This window comes from Lysinibacillus sp. GbtcB16, assembly GCF_019091145.1.
Classification (GTDB): domain Bacteria; phylum Bacillota; class Bacilli; order Bacillales_A; family Planococcaceae; genus Lysinibacillus; species Lysinibacillus fusiformis.
The window spans coordinates 116,273-141,165 of the sequence record NZ_JAGXJV010000006.1 but is presented as its reverse complement, the minus strand read 5'-3'; the positions used below and the strand labels follow the sequence as shown (position 1 = coordinate 141,165).

General features: G+C 38.0%; 18 protein-coding genes. 4 read left to right on the top strand and 14 right to left on the bottom strand.

Features of this window, described 5'->3' with window-relative positions:
- Positions 1-223: 223 nt before the first annotated feature.
- The 4 genes from KVT27_RS18690 to KVT27_RS18675 form a co-directional block, all read right to left on the bottom strand.
- A complete protein-coding gene (locus KVT27_RS18690; RefSeq protein ID WP_036122751.1) occupies positions 224-1,090 on the bottom strand; it encodes a GNAT family N-acetyltransferase in 867 nt (288 codons plus the stop codon).
- Between the two features lie 368 nt (positions 1,091-1,458).
- The gene (locus tag KVT27_RS18685; RefSeq protein WP_036222720.1) at positions 1,459-3,291 is read right to left on the bottom strand and encodes an ABC transporter ATP-binding protein; all 1,833 of its coding nucleotides are present in this window, start codon (positions 3,289-3,291) and stop codon (positions 1,459-1,461) included.
- Complete coding sequence (locus tag KVT27_RS18680; RefSeq protein WP_217581752.1) at positions 3,291-5,012, bottom strand: ABC transporter ATP-binding protein; 1,722 nt, start codon at positions 5,010-5,012, stop codon at positions 3,291-3,293. The genes KVT27_RS18685 and KVT27_RS18680 overlap by 1 nt, the downstream gene beginning before the upstream one ends.
- A gap of 66 nt (positions 5,013-5,078) precedes the next feature.
- On the bottom strand, positions 5,079-5,972 hold the full coding sequence (locus KVT27_RS18675) for a DMT family transporter (protein ID WP_217581751.1): 894 nt from the start codon (positions 5,970-5,972) through the stop codon (positions 5,079-5,081).
- A 186-nt stretch (positions 5,973-6,158) separates the two neighbouring features.
- On the opposite strand from KVT27_RS18675, the gene KVT27_RS18670 reads away from it, so the two are divergent.
- Entirely contained in the window at positions 6,159-8,183 is a 2,025-nt protein-coding gene (locus KVT27_RS18670; RefSeq protein WP_036145454.1) for an EAL domain-containing protein, read from the top strand.
- Between the two features lie 53 nt (positions 8,184-8,236).
- Here the strand turns inward: KVT27_RS18670 and KVT27_RS18665 are convergent, their stop codons facing one another.
- Together KVT27_RS18665 and KVT27_RS18660 are read right to left on the bottom strand one after the other, a co-directional pair.
- Positions 8,237-8,713: a threonine/serine exporter family protein gene (locus KVT27_RS18665; RefSeq protein ID WP_036122739.1), complete on the bottom strand. Its 477-nt coding sequence runs from the start codon at positions 8,711-8,713 to the stop codon at positions 8,237-8,239.
- A 12-nt stretch (positions 8,714-8,725) separates the two neighbouring features.
- Positions 8,726-9,478, bottom strand: coding sequence for a threonine/serine exporter family protein (locus KVT27_RS18660; RefSeq protein ID WP_025115515.1), 753 nt, complete (start codon positions 9,476-9,478; stop codon positions 8,726-8,728).
- A 326-nt stretch (positions 9,479-9,804) separates the two neighbouring features.
- Here KVT27_RS18660 and KVT27_RS18655 point away from each other — a divergent pair, with 326 nt between their 5' ends.
- Positions 9,805-11,211 carry a polysaccharide deacetylase family protein gene (locus KVT27_RS18655; protein ID WP_036122737.1) on the top strand — a complete coding sequence of 469 codons (1,407 nt, stop codon included), beginning with the start codon at positions 9,805-9,807 and terminating at the stop codon, positions 11,209-11,211.
- A 57-nt stretch (positions 11,212-11,268) separates the two neighbouring features.
- On the opposite strand, the gene KVT27_RS18650 is transcribed toward KVT27_RS18655, so the two are convergent.
- The 4 genes from KVT27_RS18650 to KVT27_RS18635 all read right to left on the bottom strand — a co-directional run bounded on the left by KVT27_RS18650 (position 11,269) and on the right by KVT27_RS18635 (position 17,380).
- Positions 11,269-13,365, bottom strand: a complete 2,097-nt coding sequence (locus tag KVT27_RS18650) for a beta-propeller domain-containing protein (protein WP_217581750.1) — start codon at positions 13,363-13,365, stop codon at positions 11,269-11,271.
- A 134-nt stretch (positions 13,366-13,499) separates the two neighbouring features.
- Positions 13,500-14,693, bottom strand: coding sequence for an acyl-CoA dehydrogenase family protein (locus tag KVT27_RS18645; protein WP_036122730.1), 1,194 nt, complete (start codon positions 14,691-14,693; stop codon positions 13,500-13,502).
- Between the two features lie 9 nt (positions 14,694-14,702).
- Complete coding sequence (locus tag KVT27_RS18640) at positions 14,703-15,875, bottom strand: saccharopine dehydrogenase family protein (RefSeq protein WP_036122727.1); 1,173 nt, start codon at positions 15,873-15,875, stop codon at positions 14,703-14,705.
- A 26-nt stretch (positions 15,876-15,901) separates the two neighbouring features.
- Positions 15,902-17,380, bottom strand: a complete 1,479-nt coding sequence (locus tag KVT27_RS18635) for an aldehyde dehydrogenase family protein (protein WP_036122724.1) — start codon at positions 17,378-17,380, stop codon at positions 15,902-15,904.
- Positions 17,381-17,793: 413 nt separating this feature from the next.
- On the opposite strand from KVT27_RS18635, the gene KVT27_RS18630 reads away from it, so the two are divergent.
- Positions 17,794-18,594, top strand: coding sequence for a TIGR00266 family protein (locus tag KVT27_RS18630; RefSeq protein ID WP_012292620.1), 801 nt, complete (start codon positions 17,794-17,796; stop codon positions 18,592-18,594).
- Between the two features lie 40 nt (positions 18,595-18,634).
- Here KVT27_RS18630 and KVT27_RS18625 read toward each other — a convergent pair whose 3' ends face one another.
- The 4 genes from KVT27_RS18625 to KVT27_RS18610 form a co-directional block, all read right to left on the bottom strand.
- The gene (locus KVT27_RS18625; protein ID WP_036145446.1) at positions 18,635-19,597 is read right to left on the bottom strand and encodes a 2-hydroxyacid dehydrogenase; all 963 of its coding nucleotides are present in this window, start codon (positions 19,595-19,597) and stop codon (positions 18,635-18,637) included.
- Positions 19,598-19,815: 218 nt separating this feature from the next.
- The gene (locus KVT27_RS18620; protein WP_036122720.1) at positions 19,816-21,108 is read right to left on the bottom strand and encodes a globin-coupled sensor protein; all 1,293 of its coding nucleotides are present in this window, start codon (positions 21,106-21,108) and stop codon (positions 19,816-19,818) included.
- A 291-nt stretch (positions 21,109-21,399) separates the two neighbouring features.
- Positions 21,400-22,233, bottom strand: a complete 834-nt coding sequence (locus KVT27_RS18615; protein WP_036122717.1) for an undecaprenyl-diphosphate phosphatase — start codon at positions 22,231-22,233, stop codon at positions 21,400-21,402.
- A 103-nt stretch (positions 22,234-22,336) separates the two neighbouring features.
- A complete protein-coding gene (locus KVT27_RS18610; RefSeq protein WP_217581749.1) occupies positions 22,337-23,416 on the bottom strand; it encodes a metallophosphoesterase in 1,080 nt (359 codons plus the stop codon).
- A 308-nt stretch (positions 23,417-23,724) separates the two neighbouring features.
- Here KVT27_RS18610 and KVT27_RS18605 point away from each other — a divergent pair, with 308 nt between their 5' ends.
- A complete protein-coding gene (locus KVT27_RS18605; RefSeq protein ID WP_036222751.1) occupies positions 23,725-24,873 on the top strand; it encodes an acyl-CoA dehydrogenase family protein in 1,149 nt (382 codons plus the stop codon).
- Positions 24,874-24,893 lie beyond the last annotated feature (20 nt).

Here is a 24,893-nt window from a genome sequence, read left to right as displayed (position 1 = left end):
TCAATTTCTCGGTGGTAATCGATAGAACTTTCCTTTCGATAGATAGGCCTTAACCACTTTCCACCACGAACTAGGTGCTTCCTTCGGAGGAGACTTCTTTTTAGGCAATGCTGGCATGCGCATAATCACGACTCCTTTCATAAGGCTTATTAATACTATATGAAGATAGTACGCAATTATGATAAAAAGGGCGATGAGTTAAAATCACTCCTCGCCCTTTTTGCTATTGTTTTACATAATAATCAATTTGCTGCGCCTTCATAAATCCAGCCTTTTCATAGACAGATATTGCTTTTTTATTGTCTATTTCAACATCTAACATGACGAAAGTGGCACCGGTTTTACTCGCATAATCCTTTGAAAAGGACAATAAAGCCGTCCCAATACCTTGTCCTTCACAATTTGGGTGGACTGCAAGGGCTGTTACCCATTGTATTTCATTTTCCTGAGCTGTCGTCACCGTGCCAACAACTCCTCCATCTCGATAAGCAATCCATAGCTTTCTTCCATTAGTGGACGTATTAAAGGCGATGAGCTCTGTTGATTCTTCTGGTAAATCACCAAATGCTTCACTATAAATAGCAATTAGCTCAGCCTGTTCACCATTATAGGGAAGAATAGTGATATCGCTTCGTAATGCTACAGGTTCTGCCTTTGTTTCTAAGGTTGCTTCTGAGAAGCTGTAAACATAATCTTTATTTTCAATAAATGTGTGTCCATGTGGGGAACCATCAATCACAACAGCTAACTGCCCCTCTGCCCCTCGCTCTTTTAGCCCGACTTGTATGCCTTCAACTAATGCAGTCCCAATCCCCTTTTGGCGATATGCAGGTGTCACCACTAGTGACCACTCATACGTATGGAGTCCCATTAAATCAATGGCACTTGCAACTCCAACTAACAAATCCTGATCATCCTCATACGCCAATACCATAAAGCCCTTCGATTCAAAAGAGCTAGCCATTGGCACATTCAAAATAGTTTCGTATACTCGATAATCATGAATTGTCGCTTCTTCACATAATAATTTTACTTCCTTCAATGTTTCTCCATCCAATGGGAAAGACACTGTCATCACTGAAATATTCATTGTTTACTCCGTTCCTGTATCAGACTATTGCCCTATTGTAGCAAGAATGAAAATAAGCTGGCAACTAAATATATTATTACCCTCTATTAATCAGAATTTTACTTTAAATACGCCAATAATAAAAGGATTTTTACTATAAAAGTTCACGAAAACAACTAAAATTTACTATGAATTCTAGATATATAATAACCTAACAAACTCATAAAATTGTCACTATTAACTCTTTTCATTTAGTTACTTTCAAACTATATACTATTCCCTACTTATTTATATTAATTATACTATTTATTCAAATTAATTACATTTGTTAATATGATTAAAAAAAGAGTAATTTCATTTGAAATTACTCTTTTGATAGTTGTCAATGGCTATTCTTCTAAATGATGGGAGGATGAATGGAGCATCTGAGCATATAAACCGCCCGATTCAATTAGTTTTTGCTGTGGACCAGCTTCCACTAGCTCACCTTTATGCATAACTAAAACCATGTCTGCATTATGCACTGTATTTAATCGGTGTGCAATAACAAAGCTAGTGCGGCCTTGCATCAATGTATCAAGTGCCTCTTGAATCGCCATTTCTGTTACTGTGTCGATACTGCTTGTCGCTTCATCTAACAATAAAATTTTCGGGTCCGCAATAAGTGCACGTGCTATTGATAGTAATTGTTTTTGGCCTTGTGAAATTTCTCGTCCATCTGCAGCAAGAATTGTATCGTATCCATCCTTAAGCTTCATGATAAAATTATGTGCATTAGCACGCTTTGCTGCTTCCTCAATATCAGCATCACTTGCATCTAATTGACCATATCGAATATTTTCACGAACAGTTGCCTCAAATAAAAATGGATCCTGCAATACAAAAGCCATTTGGGAACGCAAGGATAGACGATCAATTTCCTGAACATTCATGCCATCAAATAACACTTCGCCCTTTGTCACTTCATAGAATCTTGCAATAAGTTGAAGGATTGTCGTTTTCCCTGCTCCTGTAGCTCCTACAAGCGCTACCGTCTGCCCAGGCTCCACTTTAAAATTAACATTTTTTAATGTGTAAGATTCCTGGTCTTGTTCATATTTAAAATACACTTGCTTAAAAGCTACATGTCCCAATAGCTGATGTTTTTTCGATGAGGTAGATTCTCCTTCTGGTTGTTCGTCCAGTAACGCAAATACTCTCTCAGCACCAGCAATAGCTGATAGCACTGTATTAAATTGGTTGGCTAAATCATTTAATGGGCGTGTAAATTGCCGAGCATATTCTGTAAATATAACAATAACCCCTATTGACACATGCCCATATAAAGCAAGTACGCCCCCGATACCCGCGACAATAGTAAAGCTCATATTATTTAAAAAGTTCATGACCTTTGGTATATAGCCAGAATATGTCTGTGCCCAAAACCCCGTTCTTCTTAACCGCAAGCTTTTTTCCTGAAACTCTGCCTTCATTCGTTCCTCTTGGGAAAAAGCCTTCACAATGCGCTGTCCAGATATGGTTTCTTCGATCATGCCGTTCAGAGCCCCAATAGCTGCCTGTTGCTCCTTAAATAAAGGAGCAGTTCGACGTGTAATCCAACGCATTGCCCAAAACATAATGGGAATAATGGTCATAGTTAAAATGGTTAGTAATGGACTTAAGCTCAGCATAATAATAATCGTTCCTCCAAGCGTTAGTACACTTGAAAACACCTGAATAAAGGAACTATTCAGCGTTGAGCTGACCGCTTCTATATCATTCGTCATACGGCTCATTAATTCGCCATGCTGACGACGATCAAAGAAGGCAATCGGCAGTCGTTGAAAATGACCAAATACAGTTGTTCTTAGCCTATAAATCGTTTGCTGAGCAATACCAATCATCCAATAATTTTGTAGGAACAGGGAGACGGCCAACAACAAATAAATGCCGATCAATAAGACAATCCCCTTACCTAAGCCAGCTAGCTCTCCATGCATAACATAGTGATCAATCATTTGGCCAATTACATAGGGACCTATCAAAGCCAAAATTGAACTAGTCATCACTAGTAAAAGAACTACGATTAGAAGTGCTCGTTGCTCATCGACAATTTTCCATAACCGTAGCAAGGTACTTTTCCAATCACTTGCTCGTGGCCCTTTCTTTTTCTTCACAGCCTGTTGAAGATCATCTTTAGTCAAAATCGGCTCATAGCCAAAAGGTTTTTGGAAAAATCCCATTATTCCTCCACCTCCTGTTGAGAGACTGCAATTTTTTTATAAAGTGCGGAACATTGTAAAAGCTCTTCATGGGTTCCATAGGCAACTACTTTTCCAGCTTCAATCAGTAAAATACGGTCTGCACCTTTAGCGGTACGAATTTTTTGCGTGACCACAAGCATCGTAGCATGTTCTTCGCCCAGTGCCTCCCAAAGTGCCTGTTCTGTTTTAACATCCAATGCACTTGTACTATCATCGAGCATTAATATATGTCCCTTTCTCAAGAGTGCTCTCGCAATGGATAGCCTTTGTTTTTGCCCTCCTGATAAGTTGACCCCTTTTTGCCCAACCTTTGTATCATAACCATTCGGAAAATCCTCAACGGATGCATGTATTTGAGCCTGCATCGTAGCCTTTAGTACAGCGTCCATTTCAGCATGCGTATCTCCCCAACGCACATTATCCGCAATACTGCCTGTAAATAACAAGGACTGCTGAGGGACATACCCAATGACTTCACGTAATTCTTGTAAATCCCACTGTTGAACATCCTGTCCTTCTACTAGTATTCTTCCTTCTGTTACTTCATAAAAACGCGGAATAAGCTGTAACAAAGTGGATTTACCAGCACCGGTTGCCCCCATAATCGCTAATTTTTCACCCGATTTAACTTGGAAATTGACGTCTGATAGGACTGGCACCTCTCCGCCTGGATACGTAAAACTAACATGTTCAAACGTTAATTCACCATAGTGTTTACCCTGGCTAATTTCCTCTGAAAATGAAACATCCTCAACCTCATTTTCTGTAGAAAGAACTTCTGCCATACGCTCAGCTGAGGCCTTTGCACGCGCATAAAAAATAATAATAAAAGCGAACATTGAAAACGAGCCTGTCATCCGCATCGCATAGTTAACAATCGCTACAATATCTCCAAGTGGTGTTGTCCCTGCCGCAACTTGTTTTGTACCAAACCATAGGACGGCGAGCAGACTCATATTCATAATGAATAAAAGAGCTGGCATAATGTATTCCATTATGCGTAAAGCCTTGACAGTATCGAATTTCAAACGAGATGCGACTTCATCAAAGCGTGAAGCCTCATAAGTCCCACGTAAGTATGCTTTTACTAAACGTATGGCCTGTAAATTCTCCTGCAAAACCCTATTTAAACGGTCGACTCTTTTCTGCACCCGTCCAAAATAAGAGACGCCCTTTGCGACCATAAAAATAAGAAAAATTAAAATGATAGGTGCACCTATGACTAAAAATAAGGCTAATTTTGCATTCACAATAAATGCCATTACTATGCTTCCTATCACGGCAAGAGGTGCACGAAGCATAATACGTAAGCTCATAAACAGCACCGTTTGCACTTGTGTGACATCATTCGTTAATCTCGTAATGAGAGATGCCGTAGAAAATTTTTGATAGGTTGCTAGTGTAAAGGATTGGATTTTATCAAACATGGCATTTCGTAAATCATACGAAAAGCTTTGAGCAGTATGAGATGAAAAGTAAGAATTAACGATACCCGCCATAAAGGCAACAAATGAAAGTACGAGTAAAACAGCACCCCATTGCATAATCATTTCGTGATTTTGAGCTCTTACCCCGTCATCAATGATTTTGGCCATTATAAGTGGCTGTACAAGCTCTACAAACAACTCTAACAACATTAAACATAAAGCAAAAATAGCTGTCCATTTATAAGGTCTTACATAGGAAAAAATTTCTTTCACATTCTTTCCCCCTTGTCCTAAGATGAAATTTATAGCTAGTTAAAAACTACTACCACAATAGTATATTTATGCTTTCTCACCAGCGATTGAAAGCCATGTTACACACACAAGCATAACGAATACCCCTACTAATTGCCAAAACCCTAAAGAAGTACCAAAGACAATAACTGAAATAATCATAGCCGTTAATGGTTCAATGCTGGAGAGAATACTCGTCTCTACAGCTGTTATATATTTCATACTACTTAAAAACAATATGAAAGCGACTGTTCCAAAAAATATTAAAGCAACCATTAAAAGTAGTGTTTTAAAATCAGTAAAAACGATCCATTGGTTAGACAGCCATACCCGACTCACTATACCTAATGTGAGCCCACCTATTAGCATCCCCCAGCCAACTACTAACAACACATTCCACTCTCTCATTAAACGCGCAGGATATAATGTGTAAAAAGCAAAGGTTAAACCTACTGCTACACCCCACAGCAATGCTTTTGGACTAATAAGCAAACTATCAAATGATGCGTTCGTTAGTAGTAGAAATAACCCCATAAGGGTACCAATAATTCCTATTACTTGATATTTTGGTGGCCATTTCTTTAAACTAAGAGAGACATATGCCACAACAAATATTGGCGCTAGAAACTGGAGTAAGGTCGCTAGCACTGCATTACTTTCATGAATCGCTGCTACAAATGCAAATTGAACACCTAGCATACCTACAATACCAAAGACAATGAGCTGTCTACCCCATAGTTTGTGCTGCCAAATACCAAAAATATTTTTTCCCGTTAACAATAAATATGTAATTAGTATCATACCTGCAACCGATAAACGGATTGTTAACATAAAGGAAACAGTCAATGATGTATGGTTCAGTAACCACTCCATCAAGGGGCCAGTCGCTCCCCATAACATAGCACCCGAAACGATAAATAGTATTCCTTTTAAACGTTGCATACCAATCCTGCTTCCTATATACGTACTAAAAAATGTTACTTTTCTTCAAATCTTTTCTTAAACATCATTAGAAAAGTCCTAATTCTTTTCATTATCAAATATTTACAAATATATTCATAATGACTAATTCCATATAATTATCTATAATATTAGTATATATTGATTACCCAAGGAGATCGAAAACTCATGAGTCATATGCATAAATCATTTACGATTGATGAACATTATTTAAATTCACTTCCTTTTCCTGCAATTATCTTAAATCAAGATGGACAAGCCACTATCTGGGGAAAGAGCGCTGAACATCTGATTGGTTTATCAACTAATGATATTACAGGAAATACTACTCCATCTATACACGAAAATCTACTACGTCAGCTTCCAGTAGAAACTTTTCAAGCTATCCTACAAAGCGAGGAAAGTACGTATATAGAAAAAATTCAAATTCACACCTCTTTAAAAACAGAAATGTCGACAGCACTGCTTGCTAAACCTTATACAGAGCAAGGAGAACGTTTGATTCTCATGATTTTTATGCTGCCAGAATTAATGACTAATGCCGTCTCTCATTGCAGTACATTTGTAGACCTTAAACAAGGATTGGATGCTACATTTATGACTGTAACACTTGACCACGATGGTTTCATCTTAGAATGTAATAATGAATTTCTAAAAACAAGCCAATGGACGCCAAAGCGTGTTATCGGCAAAACATTTTGGCAGTTGTTCCCAGATAATGACCGTAGTGAAAAAGTGACAAATATTATCTGGCGTAATTTAAACAACGGGCACACATGGCAAGGTGAAGTTGAAAAAATTACCAAAGCGGGACAATCCTATTGGGTATTACTAACAGCTATCCCAACCTTTAATCTGGAAACAGGTGAACAACAATTTTTCTTAATTGAAAAGGATATTACTAAATCAAAAACTATCCAACACCAACTTGAGAAAATAGCTTATATCGACACGGAAACTGGGCTAATGAATGCCCACCGACTTGAAAAGGTCATTAGCAATATGATTGAGGATGACAGACACTTTTCATTTGTTTATTTAAGTATTGATAAATTTTATACTTTAAAAGAACTACACGATCAACAAATCGATCAAAGCCTAATTATTGAATTTACAAATCGTATTAAGATGTATTTCCAAGATAGCACGATGGCGCGTATCAATGAAAATGATTTTGTAGTCATCACACCTTTAAGTGAATGGTTTATTCAAGGCTTTTTATCTTACTTACAACAGCACCCTATTTACAGTGGCAATATTGCTGTGCCAATCTCTATTAGTGGGGGTATCACTAGATATCCTGAAGATCAAACAACATTTTCTCAGCTTATGAAAGCTTCTATTGCTACAATTTCAACTGTGCGTGAAGCTGGCGGAGATAAAATTGTTTCGCTATCAACAGCGACACATAAAGCTTTAAATCGTAAAGCATTAATTGAAAAGCGATTACTACAAGCGCTTGATCAAAAGAATTTAAAGGTCCTATACCAACCACAAATCGATGTTTATTCTGGAAAAATTACAGCTGTTGAGGCACTTGTACGTTGGGAAGATGAAGTGATTGGTGTGGTTTCACCTGATGAATTAATTCCAATTGCGGAAGAAACAGGACTAATTAATAATATCGGTTCCTTTATGCTAGAGAGAGCTTGTGAACAGGCGTTAATTTGGAAAAAGGCTGGCCATGATTTAAAAGTGTCCATCAACTCTTCTGTACGAGAGTTCCGAGATAAAAATATGGCTAAGTCCATTCTTGAAATGATTGCTAAAACAGGCTGTCCAGCAAACCTTCTACAAATTGAAATCACTGAAAAATTTGCGTTAGAGGCAGAAGCTGCTACTTCTATTGCTCAGCAAATGCGCAAATTAGAAAACGAAGGCATTTCCTTTATTTTAGACGATTTCGGTACGGGCTATGGATCATTTAGATATATGCAAATTTTGCCAATTGATACAGTGAAAATCGATAAAACGTTTACGAATTCTCTGTTAAAATCCGAAAAAAGCCAAAAGCTTATGAACGGTATGGTACAGTTAGGTAAATCTATGGAACTTAAAGTTGTAGCTGAAGGTGTCGAAACAGCAGAGCAGGCTGATCTGTTAATTACTTATGGTTGCGATGCTATTCAAGGCTACTATATTAGCAAGCCTGTAACATCAGATGAAATCGAATCATTGCTTGTCAAAAAATAATACGATAAAAAGGAGGCTGCGTAGCATAGTGTACACGCAGCCTCCTATTATTTTTATTTTTTATAGACTTTTTGGAATTTCACCTTACTTGAACGGACTGAACGGAAAATGAGCTGAATAATTACTTCTGCAAAGACCAGTCCAATAACAATAGCCCCTGTTATTAGAAATGCCTTTAAACCATATTGTAAGCCTTGTAAGTAATCATCCTCTACAACATTTCTCATGGCATTATAGGCCATGCCTCCTGGCACTAACGGAATGATTCCACCAACAATAAAAATAATCATCGGTATTTTAAAGCGCCGCGCATATAAATGAGCCACGATGGCAATGACAAACGAACCGAAGAAAGAGGCTTTAACAACATCCATTCCTTGCTCTGTTAAAATATAATAAATAATCCAGCCAATTACCCCAACAAGACCGCAATGAAGGAGCGTCTTTCTAGGTACATTAAAAATGATGGCAATTCCAGCTGTAGCGAAAAAACTAACAACTAATTGTATGATAATGTCCATTATGTGCATGCTAGTCGCCTCCTAAAATCCTAGGGTGACGGCAATAGCTGCCCCTATGGCAAAGGCAGTTAAAAAGGCTTCTGCTCCTTTTGCCATCCCTGACATAAAATGACCTGCCATTAAATCACGAACTGCATTCGTAATCAAAATTCCTGGTACGAGCGGCATAACAGAACTAATGATGATTTTATCTAGCTCTGTTCCGTAACCATATTTTACTGCAAAGAAGGCAACAAAGCCGAGAACGAGTGATGCTGTAAATTCAGAGAAAAATTTAACTTTTGTTAAATGATTCGTTATTACAAGCATCAGGAAGCCTAACCCCCCTGCTAAAACAGCGATAGGAAAATCGGACCACCCTCCCTTAAACATAATAAGGAAGCAACCACTTGCAAAAGCAGCCGCAATAACTTGTAAATAGGTTGGTAAAAAATAATTTGTTTTTTGTATCGACTTTAGCTCGTCATAAGCTTCTTCTAATGTTATCATGTGAGATGTGAGTCTCCGAGATACTGAATTTACCAAGGCTATTTTTTGTAAATCTGTAACCCTGCTGGAAATTGATGAAATTCTCGTTGGCTGTGTCTTGCCTAACGAAAAAATGATTCCAGTCGGTGTGGCATAACATTGAGCATTCGGCATATTTTGAGAATGTGCCATCCTCAGCATCGTATCCTCCACACGGTATGTTTCTGCACCACTTTCAATCATAATACGCCCTGCAAGCAACAAACAGTCAATCGTAAGTTCATTATCCGCTTCTTGTAAGACCATTGCAGCTATCTGCCTCCTTCAAAATGTTCCTTGCCAATAGTATCGAACTGCCATTAAAAACACAACTGAAAATTTCAGCAAAAGATTGGGTTTTTTTCAATTTAATTTTACATAATTGACCTTTGGTTGTTCTATTTTTAGTAAGGATTTTTTATCCACTAATACAGTAGTATAACCACGTTCGATATACTACTTCAAGAAGGAAAAATGGCTAGCATTAATTTCTATAAATTAACAATAAAAGTTTATAGATTTGTATAACTTTTTTCATGATTGGCACGTCTGATTGTATAGAAAATAAAAATGAGGGGAGCGTATCCAACACCATGCAGGAACGCAGAAAAAAACGCGGCCCACTAATAGATTTTTTATTACTTGGCCTCATTGTAGCTTTAACAACTATTATACTCGTTATTATCCTATCAAAGGATGAATTTAAGTTTCAAAAAATTAGTGCTTCAAAAGAAACCGATACAGAATCGGTTAATAGTAATATATCAACGGAAAGTTCTGCGTTTCCAGGGATACGAATTGTAACAGATGTTTCTAATGATAAACGTACACCTTTTGCCATTCATTACCCACAAACAGATAACGAAGTTTTTAATGATACCGTATTACAATACATAACGGATTCAAAAGAAAACTATCTAGCCTCTATGAAAAAAGATAAAGAAGTTATGGGTGAATTAAATATTAGTCTTGAAACATTTCCGTACCGAGAGCATTACTATTCATTTGTGCTAACAAAGATGCTTTACGTAGGTGGAGCTAACCATGAGGTCACAACGAAAACATTCTTTATTAATAACGAAACTGGCGAGCAAATAACTATTCAAACATTATTACAAAATGACGAGAATAATTTATCGACGTTAGCCGCAAATGTGCGAAAAGATTTGCAGAAGAATCTCCAAATAAAGGATGAGCTTTTAAAGGATGAATTATTAAAAGCTACTGAACCAAAATGGTCCAACTTCACTCGCTTTGCAATTGCAGACGATTCGTTACAATTCTATTTCGATGAATATGAGATTGCTAGCGGGTCAGCAGGTGCCCCAATAGTGAAACTACCACTTTCGCTCATTAACCCATTGTTAGCCTCTGATTTTCAAATTGCTATGGAAAATGTAAAACCAATTACACCACCACCTACTGGTGATCCAAATAAAAAACGAATTGCGCTGACTTTTGATGATGGTCCACACCCAAAAGTGACGGAGCAGATATTAAACATTCTCGATAAATATCACGCAAAAGCAACCTTCTTTATGCTTGGTAGTCGTGTACAATATTATCCTGATATTGCAAGAGATGTACTTGCACGTGGGCATGAAATCGGAAATCACTCATGGAATCACCCGGTTTTAACGAAACTTACGCAAGAACAAGTGATGAAAGAGTATAATACAACAGCCTCTGAAATAGAGAAGGCTATTAATCACGGTGCCACTGTTTTCAGACCACCTTATGGAGCAACTAATGACACGATTGACGCTGAGATTCCTGTTCCAGTCGTCCTTTGGACAATTGATACATTAGATTGGAAGCATCGCAATGCACAGCAATTATTGCCAAATGTAAAAAATAATCTACACAATAATGCAATAGTACTAATGCATGATATCCATCAATCTACTGCAGATGGGCTCGATGCTGTTCTTGCTTATTTACAAGGTCAGGGCTATGAATTTGTAACAGTTTCTGAGATTTTGCCCTACCGTCAAAAGTAAGATCTACCATAAAGAAAAGTCCAATGAATTCTAATTGAATTCATCGGACTTTTTTTGTCATTTAATGATTAATGTATCTAGAGGTTTAAAGTCTTTTAACTGATAGCTCTTCACTTCATTACGCGCTACTGTATAAAGAGCGCCCTCTATATAAACAACCCTTTGTACGACCTGCTCCCAATTTTCATATGGCTCACCGTTCGTAGCATTCATAATATTCCCTTTTAGAGTAATTCCTTTATCTGCAGTAATTTCATAAATTTGAGCACCCTGACCTTTATAAACAATATTGTCTCCTTTATCCGCTTCATATTGGACAACTGGGAAGCCAAAGTAGTTGTATTCCTTATTTCGGAATAGCGCTTTTGGATTGTATTGAACTTCAGAATAGGATCCCTTTCCGCCAATTTTCACGGTGGATTGTTCTTTTGGATTTTTGAAGTCTGATACATCAAATAATGACATCTTCATATTCGTCGTTACCGTAAAATTACGCTTCGTATACGAATCATAGCGTTGTTCTGTATCATAGCCGATACCAATTAAATGTGTGTCATCTAATGGATGCAGGTAATTACTAAAGCCCGGAATTTTTAACTCCCCTAGGACCGCTGGTTTTTTCGGATTTGCTACATCAATGACAAACAGTGGATCGACTTCTTTAAATGTCACCACATATGCCTTATCTCCCATAAAGCGAGCAGAATAAATCTTTTCCCCAGGTGCCATATCTTTCACTGTACCTAAAGCTTTTAAATGTTCATCTAAAATAAAGAGGTGGTTATAGGAGGTACTTTTCTCATCCCACGTATTACCTTCTGTTGTAAAGATTCGTAAGTTGCCCTTATATTCATCCATAGAATATTGATTTAATACAGTTCCCTTTACTTCAGTACTACCAGAGAAATTCAATGTAGTTCCATCTATATTCCATTTGAAAATTTGCGTGTCAGCTGCTCTCGGCATCCATATCATATCCATAGCGCGTTTTTCTAATGGTATAGCAGTATTACCTTCATAAATTGGTGTCGTTAAATAAAGTGCATTCTCTGACATATAAAGGCCACTACTGCCGCCCAAGTATCCTTTTGTATTAGCCGTTGTTTGGGCACCATTTTTTAAATCGATAGCTGTAATTAAACTATAGGTACCATCCATTGTATTAGGCAAAATCGAAATTTTTTCTACAGGTAGGCTTGTGAACTTTTCTCCTGTCAAACTATCATATGTTTTTGGTTTTAAATCTGCTTTTTGCTCTTGTTGTAATACCCAATAGTTCGGATACATATTACCAATTAAATAGAGTGTGTCTTTTGCAATACGGATATCCTTTAGATATCCTTCTTGCCCCACATCGCGTATATGCTTTGGCTTGTTTGGATTGGAAATGTCATAAAATGAAGCTGTGACCATTCCCGTGCCTGCTTTTTCAATATATTGATCCCCAATCGCTATTAATAAATTATCATATAGCGCAAGCTTTGAAATATATTGCGACTCTTTTAGCTTAATATTTGCAGCCTGTTTTAAATGCTGCGGGTCTTTAGCGTTCACAACTGTAATGCTTTGATCTTTTGCAGTAAAAATAAAACCGTCTTTGACAACAACAATATCGCCTTCTTCTACACCTTCCACTTGATTATTAGTTGTAGACTCGTTATTCGCTGTTGCTTTATCTTCACTTTTTGCACTTAGAGACATCTCTTCCTCTCTAATTTCACCTCTAGGAGCCTTTAACAAATTCTTAAAATATTGTTCTAATTCTTTTTCTGATTGAACGGCTGTTAACGTTTCAATAATTGTAAATGGAATAACTTGCGAAGCTACATTAAGTCCTCCCTGTGCAAAGGCTTCTTTTTTTACATGTAATTGATAACTGCCTGGTACAAGTTCCTTTACAACTAATGTTTTTTGATCTTCTAACAATGCAATCGTTGCAGGTACTTTTTTCCCTTTTTCTGTCGTTACATACACATTGTCCTCTGTAATTTTACTTTTCTTTAAGCTTACAGAGAATGATGCCTGCCAACTTTGGGTAGCCATACCCACACTAGCAGCCTTGGCAGTGACCTCTGTATTCATTGCCCATGTGAAAATACCAGGCACGATTGCTATAACAGCTATCAACATGAATGCCAGCCATTTACTTTTCATAATTTTACCTCTCCTTCATATACTTGTTTATCCATTAGACTAAGAAAAAGATGGAAAGTTACATTATTCTGAAATTTTTTTAAGGAGTGGTTACCCCTACACAAAAAAACGAAAGGGAATAATTTCCCCCTCGTTTATTCTTCAAACGGCCATTTTGGTAGCCTATTAGCTAATGGCTTATCTTGGCGTCTGCCTAATACATAATCTGCCTGCATAATGGTATGAATTTCTCGCGTACCTTCATAAATAACAGGTGCTTTGGAATTCCGCAGATAGCGCGCTACTGGATATTCATCTGAATAGCCATATGCACCATGAATTTGTACTGCATCATCCGCAGCCTTATTGGCAAAATCGCACGCCTGCCATTTCGCTAAAGATGTTTCTCTAGTATTACGAACACCTTTATTTTTCAACTCACCAACACGATAGACCAATAAACGGCTCATCTGGTAACCAGCCTCCATATTAGCGATCATTTGTCCGACAAGCTGATGCTCTCCTATAGGCTTACCAAATGTTTCTCGTTCATGACAATATTTCACACTTGCCTCTAGACACGCTTGGATTAAACCGACAGCCCCCGCAGCTACGGTGAAACGTCCATTATCTAGGGCAGACATGGCTATTTTAAAGCCTTCTCCCTCTGCACCGAGACGATTTTCTACTGGTACACGTAAATCTTCAAAGAAGAGCTCACCTGTATTACCTGCACGAATCCCGTATTTCCCTTTGATAGCCTTTGATGTAAAGCCTGCCATTGAACGTTCAACAATGAATGCACTAATACCATGATGTTTCTTGGACTTATCTGTATAGGCAAAAACGATAAAGTGATCGGCTATATCACATAAGGAAATCCATGTTTTCTGTCCATTGATGACATAATGGTCCCCATCACGGACAGCTGTAGTAGACATAGCTGCCACATCAGAGCCAGCACCCGGCTCCGTAAGACCAAATGCACCAATTCGTACTCCTTTTGCCTGTGGAATAAGATAGCGCTGCTTTTGATCTTCAGTGCCCCATTGCATTAATGTCATGCTATTCAGACCAGTGTGAACGGATACCGCTGTTCGGAATGCTGTATCTCCACGCTCCAGCTCCTCGCACACAATAGCAAGGGAGTTATAATCCATTCCACTCCCACCATACTGTTCTGGCACACAAACGCCCATTAGCCCAAGCTCCGCAAGCCTCGACCAAATTTTAGCATCAAAGCCCCCTTCAGCATCCCACTTTGCAATATAGGGAATAATTTCTTCATCAACAAATTGCCTTACCGTTTTTCGTAGCATTTCATGCTCCGTGGACATGTCAAAATTCATGGTCAGCACCTACCATTTCACAATCATAGCAGACTTATGAGACGTCTCTTTTATTACTACACCACGTTTGGCCATTTCTTCAATATACGTATCGCCAGGGACCACGGATTCAGGCGGGAAAACACCGTGCTCTTTAATAACACCCGCACCTATCATCTGAGCTACAACCGAAATAGTATTAGCTGTAGCACGGGCCATCGCTGTTTCATTGATAGTCATATCCTTACGCACAACCATTTCATATTCATATGTCACTTGCTGTTGCGCTTTTTCGCCAGCAACAATGACACGTAATAGAACCGCATCTGGTTTTGTTCCCAGCTCCAGTTTCTTTTTAAGCGCCTCACGAACTACAGAACGAACAGGCACCTCTTGATTATCAACCTCTACCTTATTCGCTGAATCAAGGAAGCCTAAATCTGCTAATAGCTTAAACTTCTCTGCATGCCCCTTATAACGAATTGTTTTATACTCTAATGTGCGGACATTTGGGAATGTTTTATACAATGTGGAGATGCCTCCAGATGTATAAAATGCCTCAAGCACACCGAAATCATCAAAATAAATAGGTTCAACACCTGAAAGGGAAGGAACTTCTTGTAATTTGCCCTTTTGAATCGTTTTTGAAGGCTCAGTATAATGATCAAAAACACCATCTAAAGAAAATACACGTGTATAATGAAGCGGAGGCTTTGGTTCAGTCGGAATGCCACCCACAAATAGTTTAATAGACTCAACATCATCTAATTTAGAGGCACCATAGCCAGCCAGAATATTGATCATACCTGGAGCAACACCTAAGTCAGGGATAATTGTGACACCTTTTGCTTTTGCTTCCTCATGAAGATCTAATATATTTTCGGTAACACCACCTATATGGCCACCTAAATCTACAGAGTGTACACCCGCTTCAATAGCTGCTCTCGCAACGCGCTCGTTGAAGGAGTAAAATAATGCATTGATGACAACATCACCTTTTGAGATGACCTTCATTAACGAATCATCGTGCTCTGCATGAAGCTCTACAACTTCTACCCTATCTGTATTTAAAGTATCCACAAAGTCCTGTGCCACTTTTACATCGATATCACCTAAAAATACACGATCGACTTTATCATTTTTTATTAAATCACGAGCTACCTCTTTACCCATTAAACCTGCACCTAATACAACAACTTTCATCAAGAACATCCCCTTTCGTTGATCTGTTACTCTGTATCGATTTGTGCTCTTTGTAATTTACCGCTGTAGTCTACGTAAATGCTCTTCCACTCCGTATATACATCTAGGGCTGCAACACCTGAATCTCGATGTCCATTGCCAGTTCCTTTTGTACCGCCAAATGGTAAATGAATTTCAGCACCTGTTGTGCCGGCATTTATATAAACAATACCCGTGTCTAATTCACGCTGTGCGCGGAAAATTGTATTAACATTTTGTGAGAAAATTGAGCTTGATAAGCCAAATTTCACGCCATTATTTACTTCAATTGCTTCCTCTAAGCTTGCTACCTCAATTAGAGAAACGACAGGACCAAAAATCTCTTCTTGGGCAATAATCATGTCAGGCTTCACGTTCGTAAACAATGTAGGCTCGTAATAAAACCCATTGTCATATGGTGGCTCATTTAAAATTCTACCTCCAGCTAGTAACGTGGCACCTTCCTGCTTGCCTATTTGTACATAGTGATTAATTTTTTCCACTGCAGCTTTATTAATCACCGGCCCAATTTTAACTCCTTCGTCTAGACCATCCCCAATTGTGAGTTTTTGCATTTCATCTAAGAGACGATTTTCTAATTGCTCTTTAACATCTTTATGCACAATTACTCGGCTACATGCTGTACATCTTTGACCAGCGGTACCAAAGGCACTCCAAAGTATACCCTCTGTAGCCAGTTGAAGATCTGCGTCATCCATAACAATGACAGCATTTTTTCCACCCATCTCTAAGGAAATCTTTTTCAAATGCTTACCGCCAAGTTCCGCTACTTTACTGCCTGTTGTCGTCGACCCAGTAAAGGAAATGACCTTAACATCAGGGTGTTCAATGAGCGCAGTCCCTACAGTCGGTCCTGTACCAAACACAATATTTGCTACTCCATTAGGTAAACCTACTTCTTCAAAAATTTTACCCATTTCATAAGCCATCATAGGTGTCTCATTAGATGGTTTCCAAATGAATGTATTACCTGCCACAATAGCAGGGAATGATTTCCATGTAGCGATTGCAACGGGGAAGTTCCATGGCGTAATAAGTGCTACGACTCCAATTGGTGCCCTTACACTCATTGCAAACTTATTGGCCAATTCAGACGGAGTTGTTTCACCAAACAACCTACGACCCTCTCCTGCCATATAATAGGCCATATCAATTCCTTCTTGCACTTCTCCTCTTGCTTCTTCAATTACCTTACCCATCTCTTTTGTTAAAACGGTCGCCAAATATTCCTTTTTTTCTTTCATTTTTTGACCGATGGCATATAAAAATTCTGCACGCTTTGGCGCAGGCACAAGTGCCCAGCTCTTTTGTGCTTGTTTGGCTGCTACTACAGCCTCATCTACCTCATTAGAAGTAGATAGTGGTATGGTAGCAAGTTGCTCACCATTTGCAGGGTTCGTCACTGCTATACTTTGTAAATGTGAATGTGTGCTCCATTTACCACCAATATAGTTTTTAATCTCCACTCCATACACCCCCTGAAATACTCTATGATGCCTCAGCTTTTGTTACCAGTTGTATTCCTCAGGTACAAAATCTATGAATCTTAATAGAATAAAATACTTCAATATTCCGAATTTTCAAGATGTGATATACCCTGTCATACTATGATTATCAGTGACAATTGCCAGAGGCTTTATTTTCACTTAACTGCTTCCCCTCTATTAGAGAATATTCCAAAAGGAGGAATCGCTTAAGGTTATGTATATTCATAACACCCTTAGTTATATGAAAATAAATAATACACATTCTAGTTTTTTATATTCGCCATTTTCTATTTAATTCCCTTTTTTTCTAAATTATTTAATTTCTTATTGAAACCAAAGTGTTTTATAATCGTATAGAATATCAATAAATTTACTTTTGGAGGAATCCCTTTATGAATAATCATGAGATTGACTACAAGTTATTTGGTGACGACATGCAATATGTGCAAGTTGAGCTTGATCCACAAGAAACAGTTGTGGCGGAAGCAGGCGCTTTAATGATGATGGATGACTCCATCCATATGGAAACTATTTTTGGCGATGGTTCAAAAGGCGGCTCACAAAGTGGACTAATGGGCAAATTATTAGGTGCTGGTAAACGTTTAGTAACAGGTGAAAGCTTATTCATGACGACATTCACAAATGTTGGCTCAGGTAAGAAGCATGTTTATTTCGCTTCCCCGTACCCAGGTAAGATTATTCCGATGGATTTAAGTCAATTAAACGGGAAAATTATTTGTCAAAAAGATGCGTTTTTAGCTGCAGCTAAAGGTGTTTCTGTAGGCGTAGAATTCCAGAAAAAAATCGGTGTAGGCTTCTTCGGTGGTGAAGGCTTCATTATGCAAAAGCTTGAGGGCGATGGTATGGCATTTGTACATGCAGGAGGAGCCATTCACGAAAAAACATTACAGCCTGGGGAAGTTTTACGTGTAGATACAGGATGTTTAGTTGCGATGACTTCAAATGTAGATTACGATATTGAACTTGTTGGAGGCGTAAAAACTGCATTGTTTGGCGGTGAAGGGATTTTCTTCGCTACATTACGTGGACCAGGAACTGTTTGGGTACAATCATTACCATTCAGCCGTTTAGCAAGTCGTGTCTTTGCAGCGGCACCAATTTCACAAGGCGGTGGCGGTCAGTCAAAAGGTGAAGGCGGTATTGGTGGTTTATTCGATTTATTCAATAGATAAAATAGAAGGAGCATATCCATCAGTGATATGCTCCGTTCTTTTAATCAATTCGATTTGAAATAGCCTTGCCCTGTCCATAAGCAGCCAATGCTTTCACATTTAACATAAGCATAGCTGTTCTTGTTTCTAAGGACGCACTACCGATATGCGGCAGTGCCACTACATTCGGGAGTGTCAACAATGGATGATTCATAGCAACAGGCTCCTGTTCAAAGACATCCAGCCCTGCTGCCCATAACTTGCCACTTTTCAAGACATCGTATAGAGCTGCCTCATCAATAATTCCACCGCGTGAAGCATTTATTAAGACAGCATCCTCTTTCATTAACGCTAATTCATGTGCTCCAATGAGACCCTCAGTATCACTATTGTAGGGTGTCATAATTACAACAAAATCAGATTGTTGTAAGAGGTCCTCTAATGATACATAGCGAAAGCCATACATTTCTTCCGCCTCATGACGACGTCTTCGGTTATTATATAAAATTTTCATATCAAAACCTTTTGCTCGTCTAGCAACAGCCTGACCAATTCGGCCCATCCCTATTATTCCAATAGTCGCCCCTGATACGTCTTTACCAACCAGCTGCATCGGGTACCAGCTTTTCCATTTCCCCTCTCGTAAATATCTCTCACTTTCTGGAATTCTACGAGCAGTTGCAAGCAGTAAGCCAAATACTAAATCAGCCGTTGTATTCGTTAAGACACCAGGCGTATTTGTCGCCATAATACCTCTTTTTCGTAAAGCCTTCACATCAATATTGTTAAAACCAACTGCTAAATTTGTTACTAGCTTTAGGTTTGGTGCTTGCGAAAGTAATTCCTCATCCACTTGATCTGCAATTGTTACCCACAACACTTCGCAATCAGCAACAGATGCAAGTAGTTTATCGCGGGGGATGACAATCTCCTCCTCTTCCCACTGAGAAACTTCATAAAACTCTTTTAATGGCTCAACAATATGTGCAGGAAACTTACGTGTAATATATAATTTCTTTTTCATGTTCCAAACACCTCTCTACTCATTTCCCTAATTCGCCTATAGCGTAACACTTAAGGGAAGCATTTTCTAGAGGTTTCTAGTTTGCAACCTTCTATAATAAGCTGTAATTTCCCCTTTTATCAGCTTAAAGACTTTGTTTATCCGTGAAATCAATCATTTTATCCACTTTGTAAGCATAAAAAAACTATGCATAAGCTGTATGCATAGTTACATCTCATTTAAAATTCTCTGATGGTCGTATTCAAACGATTGGCAACTCTCTCTAATTCATCAGAGGATTCACCTATCGTCTCAATAATATTTGCTAAATCTGATATTTGCTTCCCTACGTTTTGGAAATTTGAAATGGAATCCTCAACGGAGGTAGATATAGCATCAAATGCCTTTAAGGACTCGGCATTCTGTTCAATACTATTATTTACGAGCTCTTGTATATCCTGTATCGCTTGAACTACTTGTGTGGTAATTCCATTAGACATCTGAATTAAATCAGCAATCTGCTCAACGGAACTTTTCGTCTGATCCGCAAGTTTACGTACTTCATTCGCAACAACCGCAAACCCTTTGCCATGCTCCCCAGCACGCGCCGCCTCAATTGCCGAGTTTAATGCCAATAAGTTTGTTTGACCCGAAATACTTTTAACCATTTCAACCACAGCATTGATTTTTGAAGAGGATTCGTCCAGCTGCTCCACCATATTAGCCATTTCAAATGTCTTATGATGAATTTTCCCTGTTTGTTCATTAATAGAAACAATCTTGGCATAGCCTTCACTTGAAACCTTTTGCATCGATTCTGCCTCATGAATGCTATCCTTCAATGAATCGTTCACCTTTTGGGCACTATTAACGAGCTCTGTTACTGTATCCGATGTATTTTGTGATTGAGCCTCTATGTGAGTAGAAATCCCACCTATTACATCCTTTACATGCTCTCGAACGTTATTGCGCTGTTCCTCAATCAATGTATTTGCATAGTTATCGTATTCCTCTAAAACAATTTGCTGTTCAAAATTACATATTTTACTGATCGCATCGCAAAATTTTTCTTCCTCCCCCTTAGATAAACGAAGTTCAAAAATTATCTTACGTAAAGATTTTTCTAGAATTTGAAAGGCTGCTAAATACCACTTCGGATATAAGTTAATCTTCACATGCATTTTTGCCACACGTCTACGCTTTTCAAGGAAAGCTTCATCTATTCTCCCCTCAAACATTTCAATAATATGATGGCGTAATGTTTGACGCAGGCGCTCACTGGAACTATTCCTTTGAATAACTTCACGTAATGCTGGCACACTTTCAATTGCATGATAAAATGCCTCAACAACTTCTACAACATTTCTTTCCACATATGGCTTTAAACTATTAATTAATTGAAGATCATATACGCTTAATTCCACAAGATTCAATTGCAATAAACGATCAGGATCTTTAATAAAAATGCCTATATTAGCTTCATTACTTATTTCAATTGTATTTTTCTTAGATCTACTTACAATTTGAAACATTTTATCCACCTCATATTATAATTATATACCGAACTAAGTCTATTATCCTACATGCTATTAAAAAACAACAAATAAGTAGATACTTTATGTATCAATTATAATCTCTAACCTACCAAATGAACAATATATGGGTAAATGTTGTCTGTATTTATTAAATACAACAATACATTTGCCTCAAATCCAATACTATATACCTAATTTTATTCATTTTAATTGAAAGATGGATTGAAAAACCAATAAATTTAAGGCAAAAAAGCCACTGCTTCTTGTGAAAGAAGAGTGACTTTTTGTTTACATGAAAATAATTACGCAAAGAACTGCTGCTAAAACTAAACGATAAATTGCGAAAGGCATTAATTTCACTTTTGAAATAAGTGCTAAGAAAAACTTGATTGATAGTAACGCAAAGATAAATGAACTAATAAATCCGACAGCGTAGAATCCGAAATAATCCATTGATAATGTATCCCAGTTTTTCAAAACAGATACTAAACTAGCTCCTGCCATGATAGGTACAGCCATAATGAATGTAAAATCGGCTGCAACACGGTGACTCATACCGAATAATACCCCACCAGAAATGGTCGCACCTGATCGTGAAAATCCTGGCCATAAAGATAAACATTGAACTAGCCCAACTTTAAAAGCTAAACCATATGAAATCTTATCTAAAGAATCTACTTTTGGTTTTCTTGGTGCCAACTTATCGGCTGCAATCATTAGAATTGCTCCTGCTACTAGTGCATAAACAACATGCTCTACTTTAAATAGATGATCGTCAATAAAATCCTTAAATGCAAACCCTAAGACAACTGCTGGTAGCATACCGACAATAACATGCAATAAGTTAAAACGACTATTAATGGACTGAGACTGACCATCAATTTTGTATAAGCCGACTAGGCTTAACATACGCTTCCACATCACCACGATAACAGCTAAAATGGAGCCCAATTGAACGACAATTTTAAATGTATTGGCAGGATATTTACCTAAAAACTCCTCTGTTTTTAACCACATATCGTCAACAATAATCATATGGCCAGTTGAAGATACCGGGGCAAACTCTGTCATACCTTCAACAAAGCCTAAAATCAGTGCTTTTAATAACTCTATAATTTCCACCTTGTCACCTTACCTTTATTAATCAAATACTCACTTATTATAAATTACTCCATTTTCATATATTACTGCTATTTCACCTATAAGTCACCCACAGCTGTAGCCATTAACGAAATTTCATATCCACTATCCAAAGCTCTGACCTACTACCGATTCTCATTGGCGGACCCCAGAAGCCATAGCCTGATGAAACAAGTGTATGCATTTGGTCTTTCAACTTATAACCATAATCCAGTTCAAACACTCGAGCGGTAATATACTGATTTGGCCACAATTGACCTTTATGCGTATGACCTGACATGTGCAAGTCCACCCCCAGTTTCGAAGGGGTTAGCAAATCGTCAGGCGTATGATTCATTACGAGCCATGGTAAGCTTTCGGAAGACTTTAACTCTGCTAGTGACTTTCTATCTTTATTCGTCCTGTCCTCTTGCCCTGTTAATATAAACGCATCATCTATACGAATTGTTTCATCAAGTAGTATATTTACATTGGCATTTTTCATTTCTTTTATAAATTCAGGAATCTTTTTACCATAATATTCATGATTCCCCAATATACCATAAGTTCCATATGTAGATGTTAATTGTTTCATGACATCTGCCATTTCCCCTTGAACAAACCATTTTGGATCATCATCGACAATATCTCCAGCTAGCAACACAATATCCGGCTGTGCTTCATTCGATAAGTCAACAAAACGTTGTAAATGCCTTTTATGCGATAAAACACCTAAATGAAAATCAGATGCCACAACAGCTCTCAATGACTTCAGTTCACTATCCTTCTTATCAACAGTTATTTCTAAATGGCGAACGACTGGAGAATAGGCTAAATAAGAGCCGATAATACTTAGCATAAATAATACAGCAATTGCTATACTACCAATTATTTGTACATTGTTAAAGGGTGTTAGCCAAATAATCAATTGTGCTGCTAAACATAGCAATAAACCGTATTCAAAAATAAACATCCAGTAATTACCAATAACTGAAAAGAATCGTAAGGACTCATGCAATCTTCCAATAATAATACTGAAAGCGACAAGGTACAGTACTAACCAAAATAAGATGGGGTAACGGAACCAGCTCATAGCCCCTAGCCACTGCTTTACTCCCCACCCCAAATAGAAAGTCAACGCACTATAAATACTAATTAAAAGTATACCACCGATTACTTTTGGCACATCTTCGTCCTCTACTTTCCTATATATATTTAGTTGATTATATCATTTATATGTAACAGTCATATGGGTTGAAGTACTTGAATAATCTTCTAAAGAAAATAGGGACTAGATGCTTTAACCACTACATTGTAAGCATAGCTCATTTTTTTGTATCATTCTTTTGTTTTACATGACATTTTACTGGACATAAATGACAATTTCGTCATTTATGAATAAAAAGCTACTATTATTTTCACAAATATTCCAGTAACATAATAGATGATAGAGAAGATTTACGTATTTACGAGCAAAAAGGGGTGCTAATTCAAATGACACGTTATAAATTTGAAACAACAGAGCATGAGTTATTTCGTAAAACCTTTCGTAAGTTTTTAGCAGAAGAAGCCGAGCCATATTATGCGCAATGGGAAAACGATCATCTTATCCCGCTTACATTTTGGCGAAGACTTGGTGATATGGGCTATCTTTGCCCTCAAGTGGAAGAGCAATATGGCGGACTAGGTCTTGATTTTAGTTTCGGTGTTATTATTCAAGAAGAGCTTGAGCGTATAGGTTCAAGTCTGATTGGGATCGGTCTTCATAATGATATTGTCGTACCTTATATTGAATCCTTCGGTACACATGAACAAAAATCACGGTGGCTGCCAAAATGTATTTCAGGCGACTATATTACAGCGATCGCCATGACTGAGCCTGGTACAGGTTCAGACTTAGCAAATATTCAAACAACAGCTATTCGTGATGGAGACCATTATATTGTAAATGGCCAAAAGACCTTTATTACAAACGGAATTCATACCAACTTAGCGGTTGTCGCCGTGAAAACAAACCCTTCCTCTGAAAAAAAACACCAAGGTATTAGTCTACTTGTCATTGAAGAAGGTACACCAGGCTTTACAAAAGGGCGGAAGCTGGAAAAGGTCGGTATGCATGCTCAAGATACAGCTGAGCTATTTTTTGAAGATTGCCGAGTGCCAGCACAAAACCTACTTGGTGAAGAAGGTAAGGGCTTTGTTTATATGATGGAAAAACTTCAACAAGAGCGCTTAGCTGTAGCAATAGCTGCACAAACAGCAACCGAGGATATGCTTGCCTTAACACTAGACTATGTAAAATCACGCCAAGCATTTGGCAAGTCCATTGGAGACTTTCAAAACACACAATTTAAAATAGCTGAAATGGCTACTAAAATGGAGCTCGGTAAATCATTTTTGGAATCATTGATTGAAGAGCATCTCGCAGGAAAAGATGTGGTAACGAAAGTATCCATGGCAAAATACTGGATAACTGAAAATGCCCGTGAGATAGCCACGCAATGCATGCAGCTTCATGGTGGCTATGGCTATATGGAGGAATATAAGATTGCACGAAGGTACAGAGACATTCCTGTTATGTCCATCTATGCAGGCACGAATGAAGTCATGAAAGTAATTATCGCCAAGAACCTAGGCTTATAATGAAAAAAGATGGTGGCAAT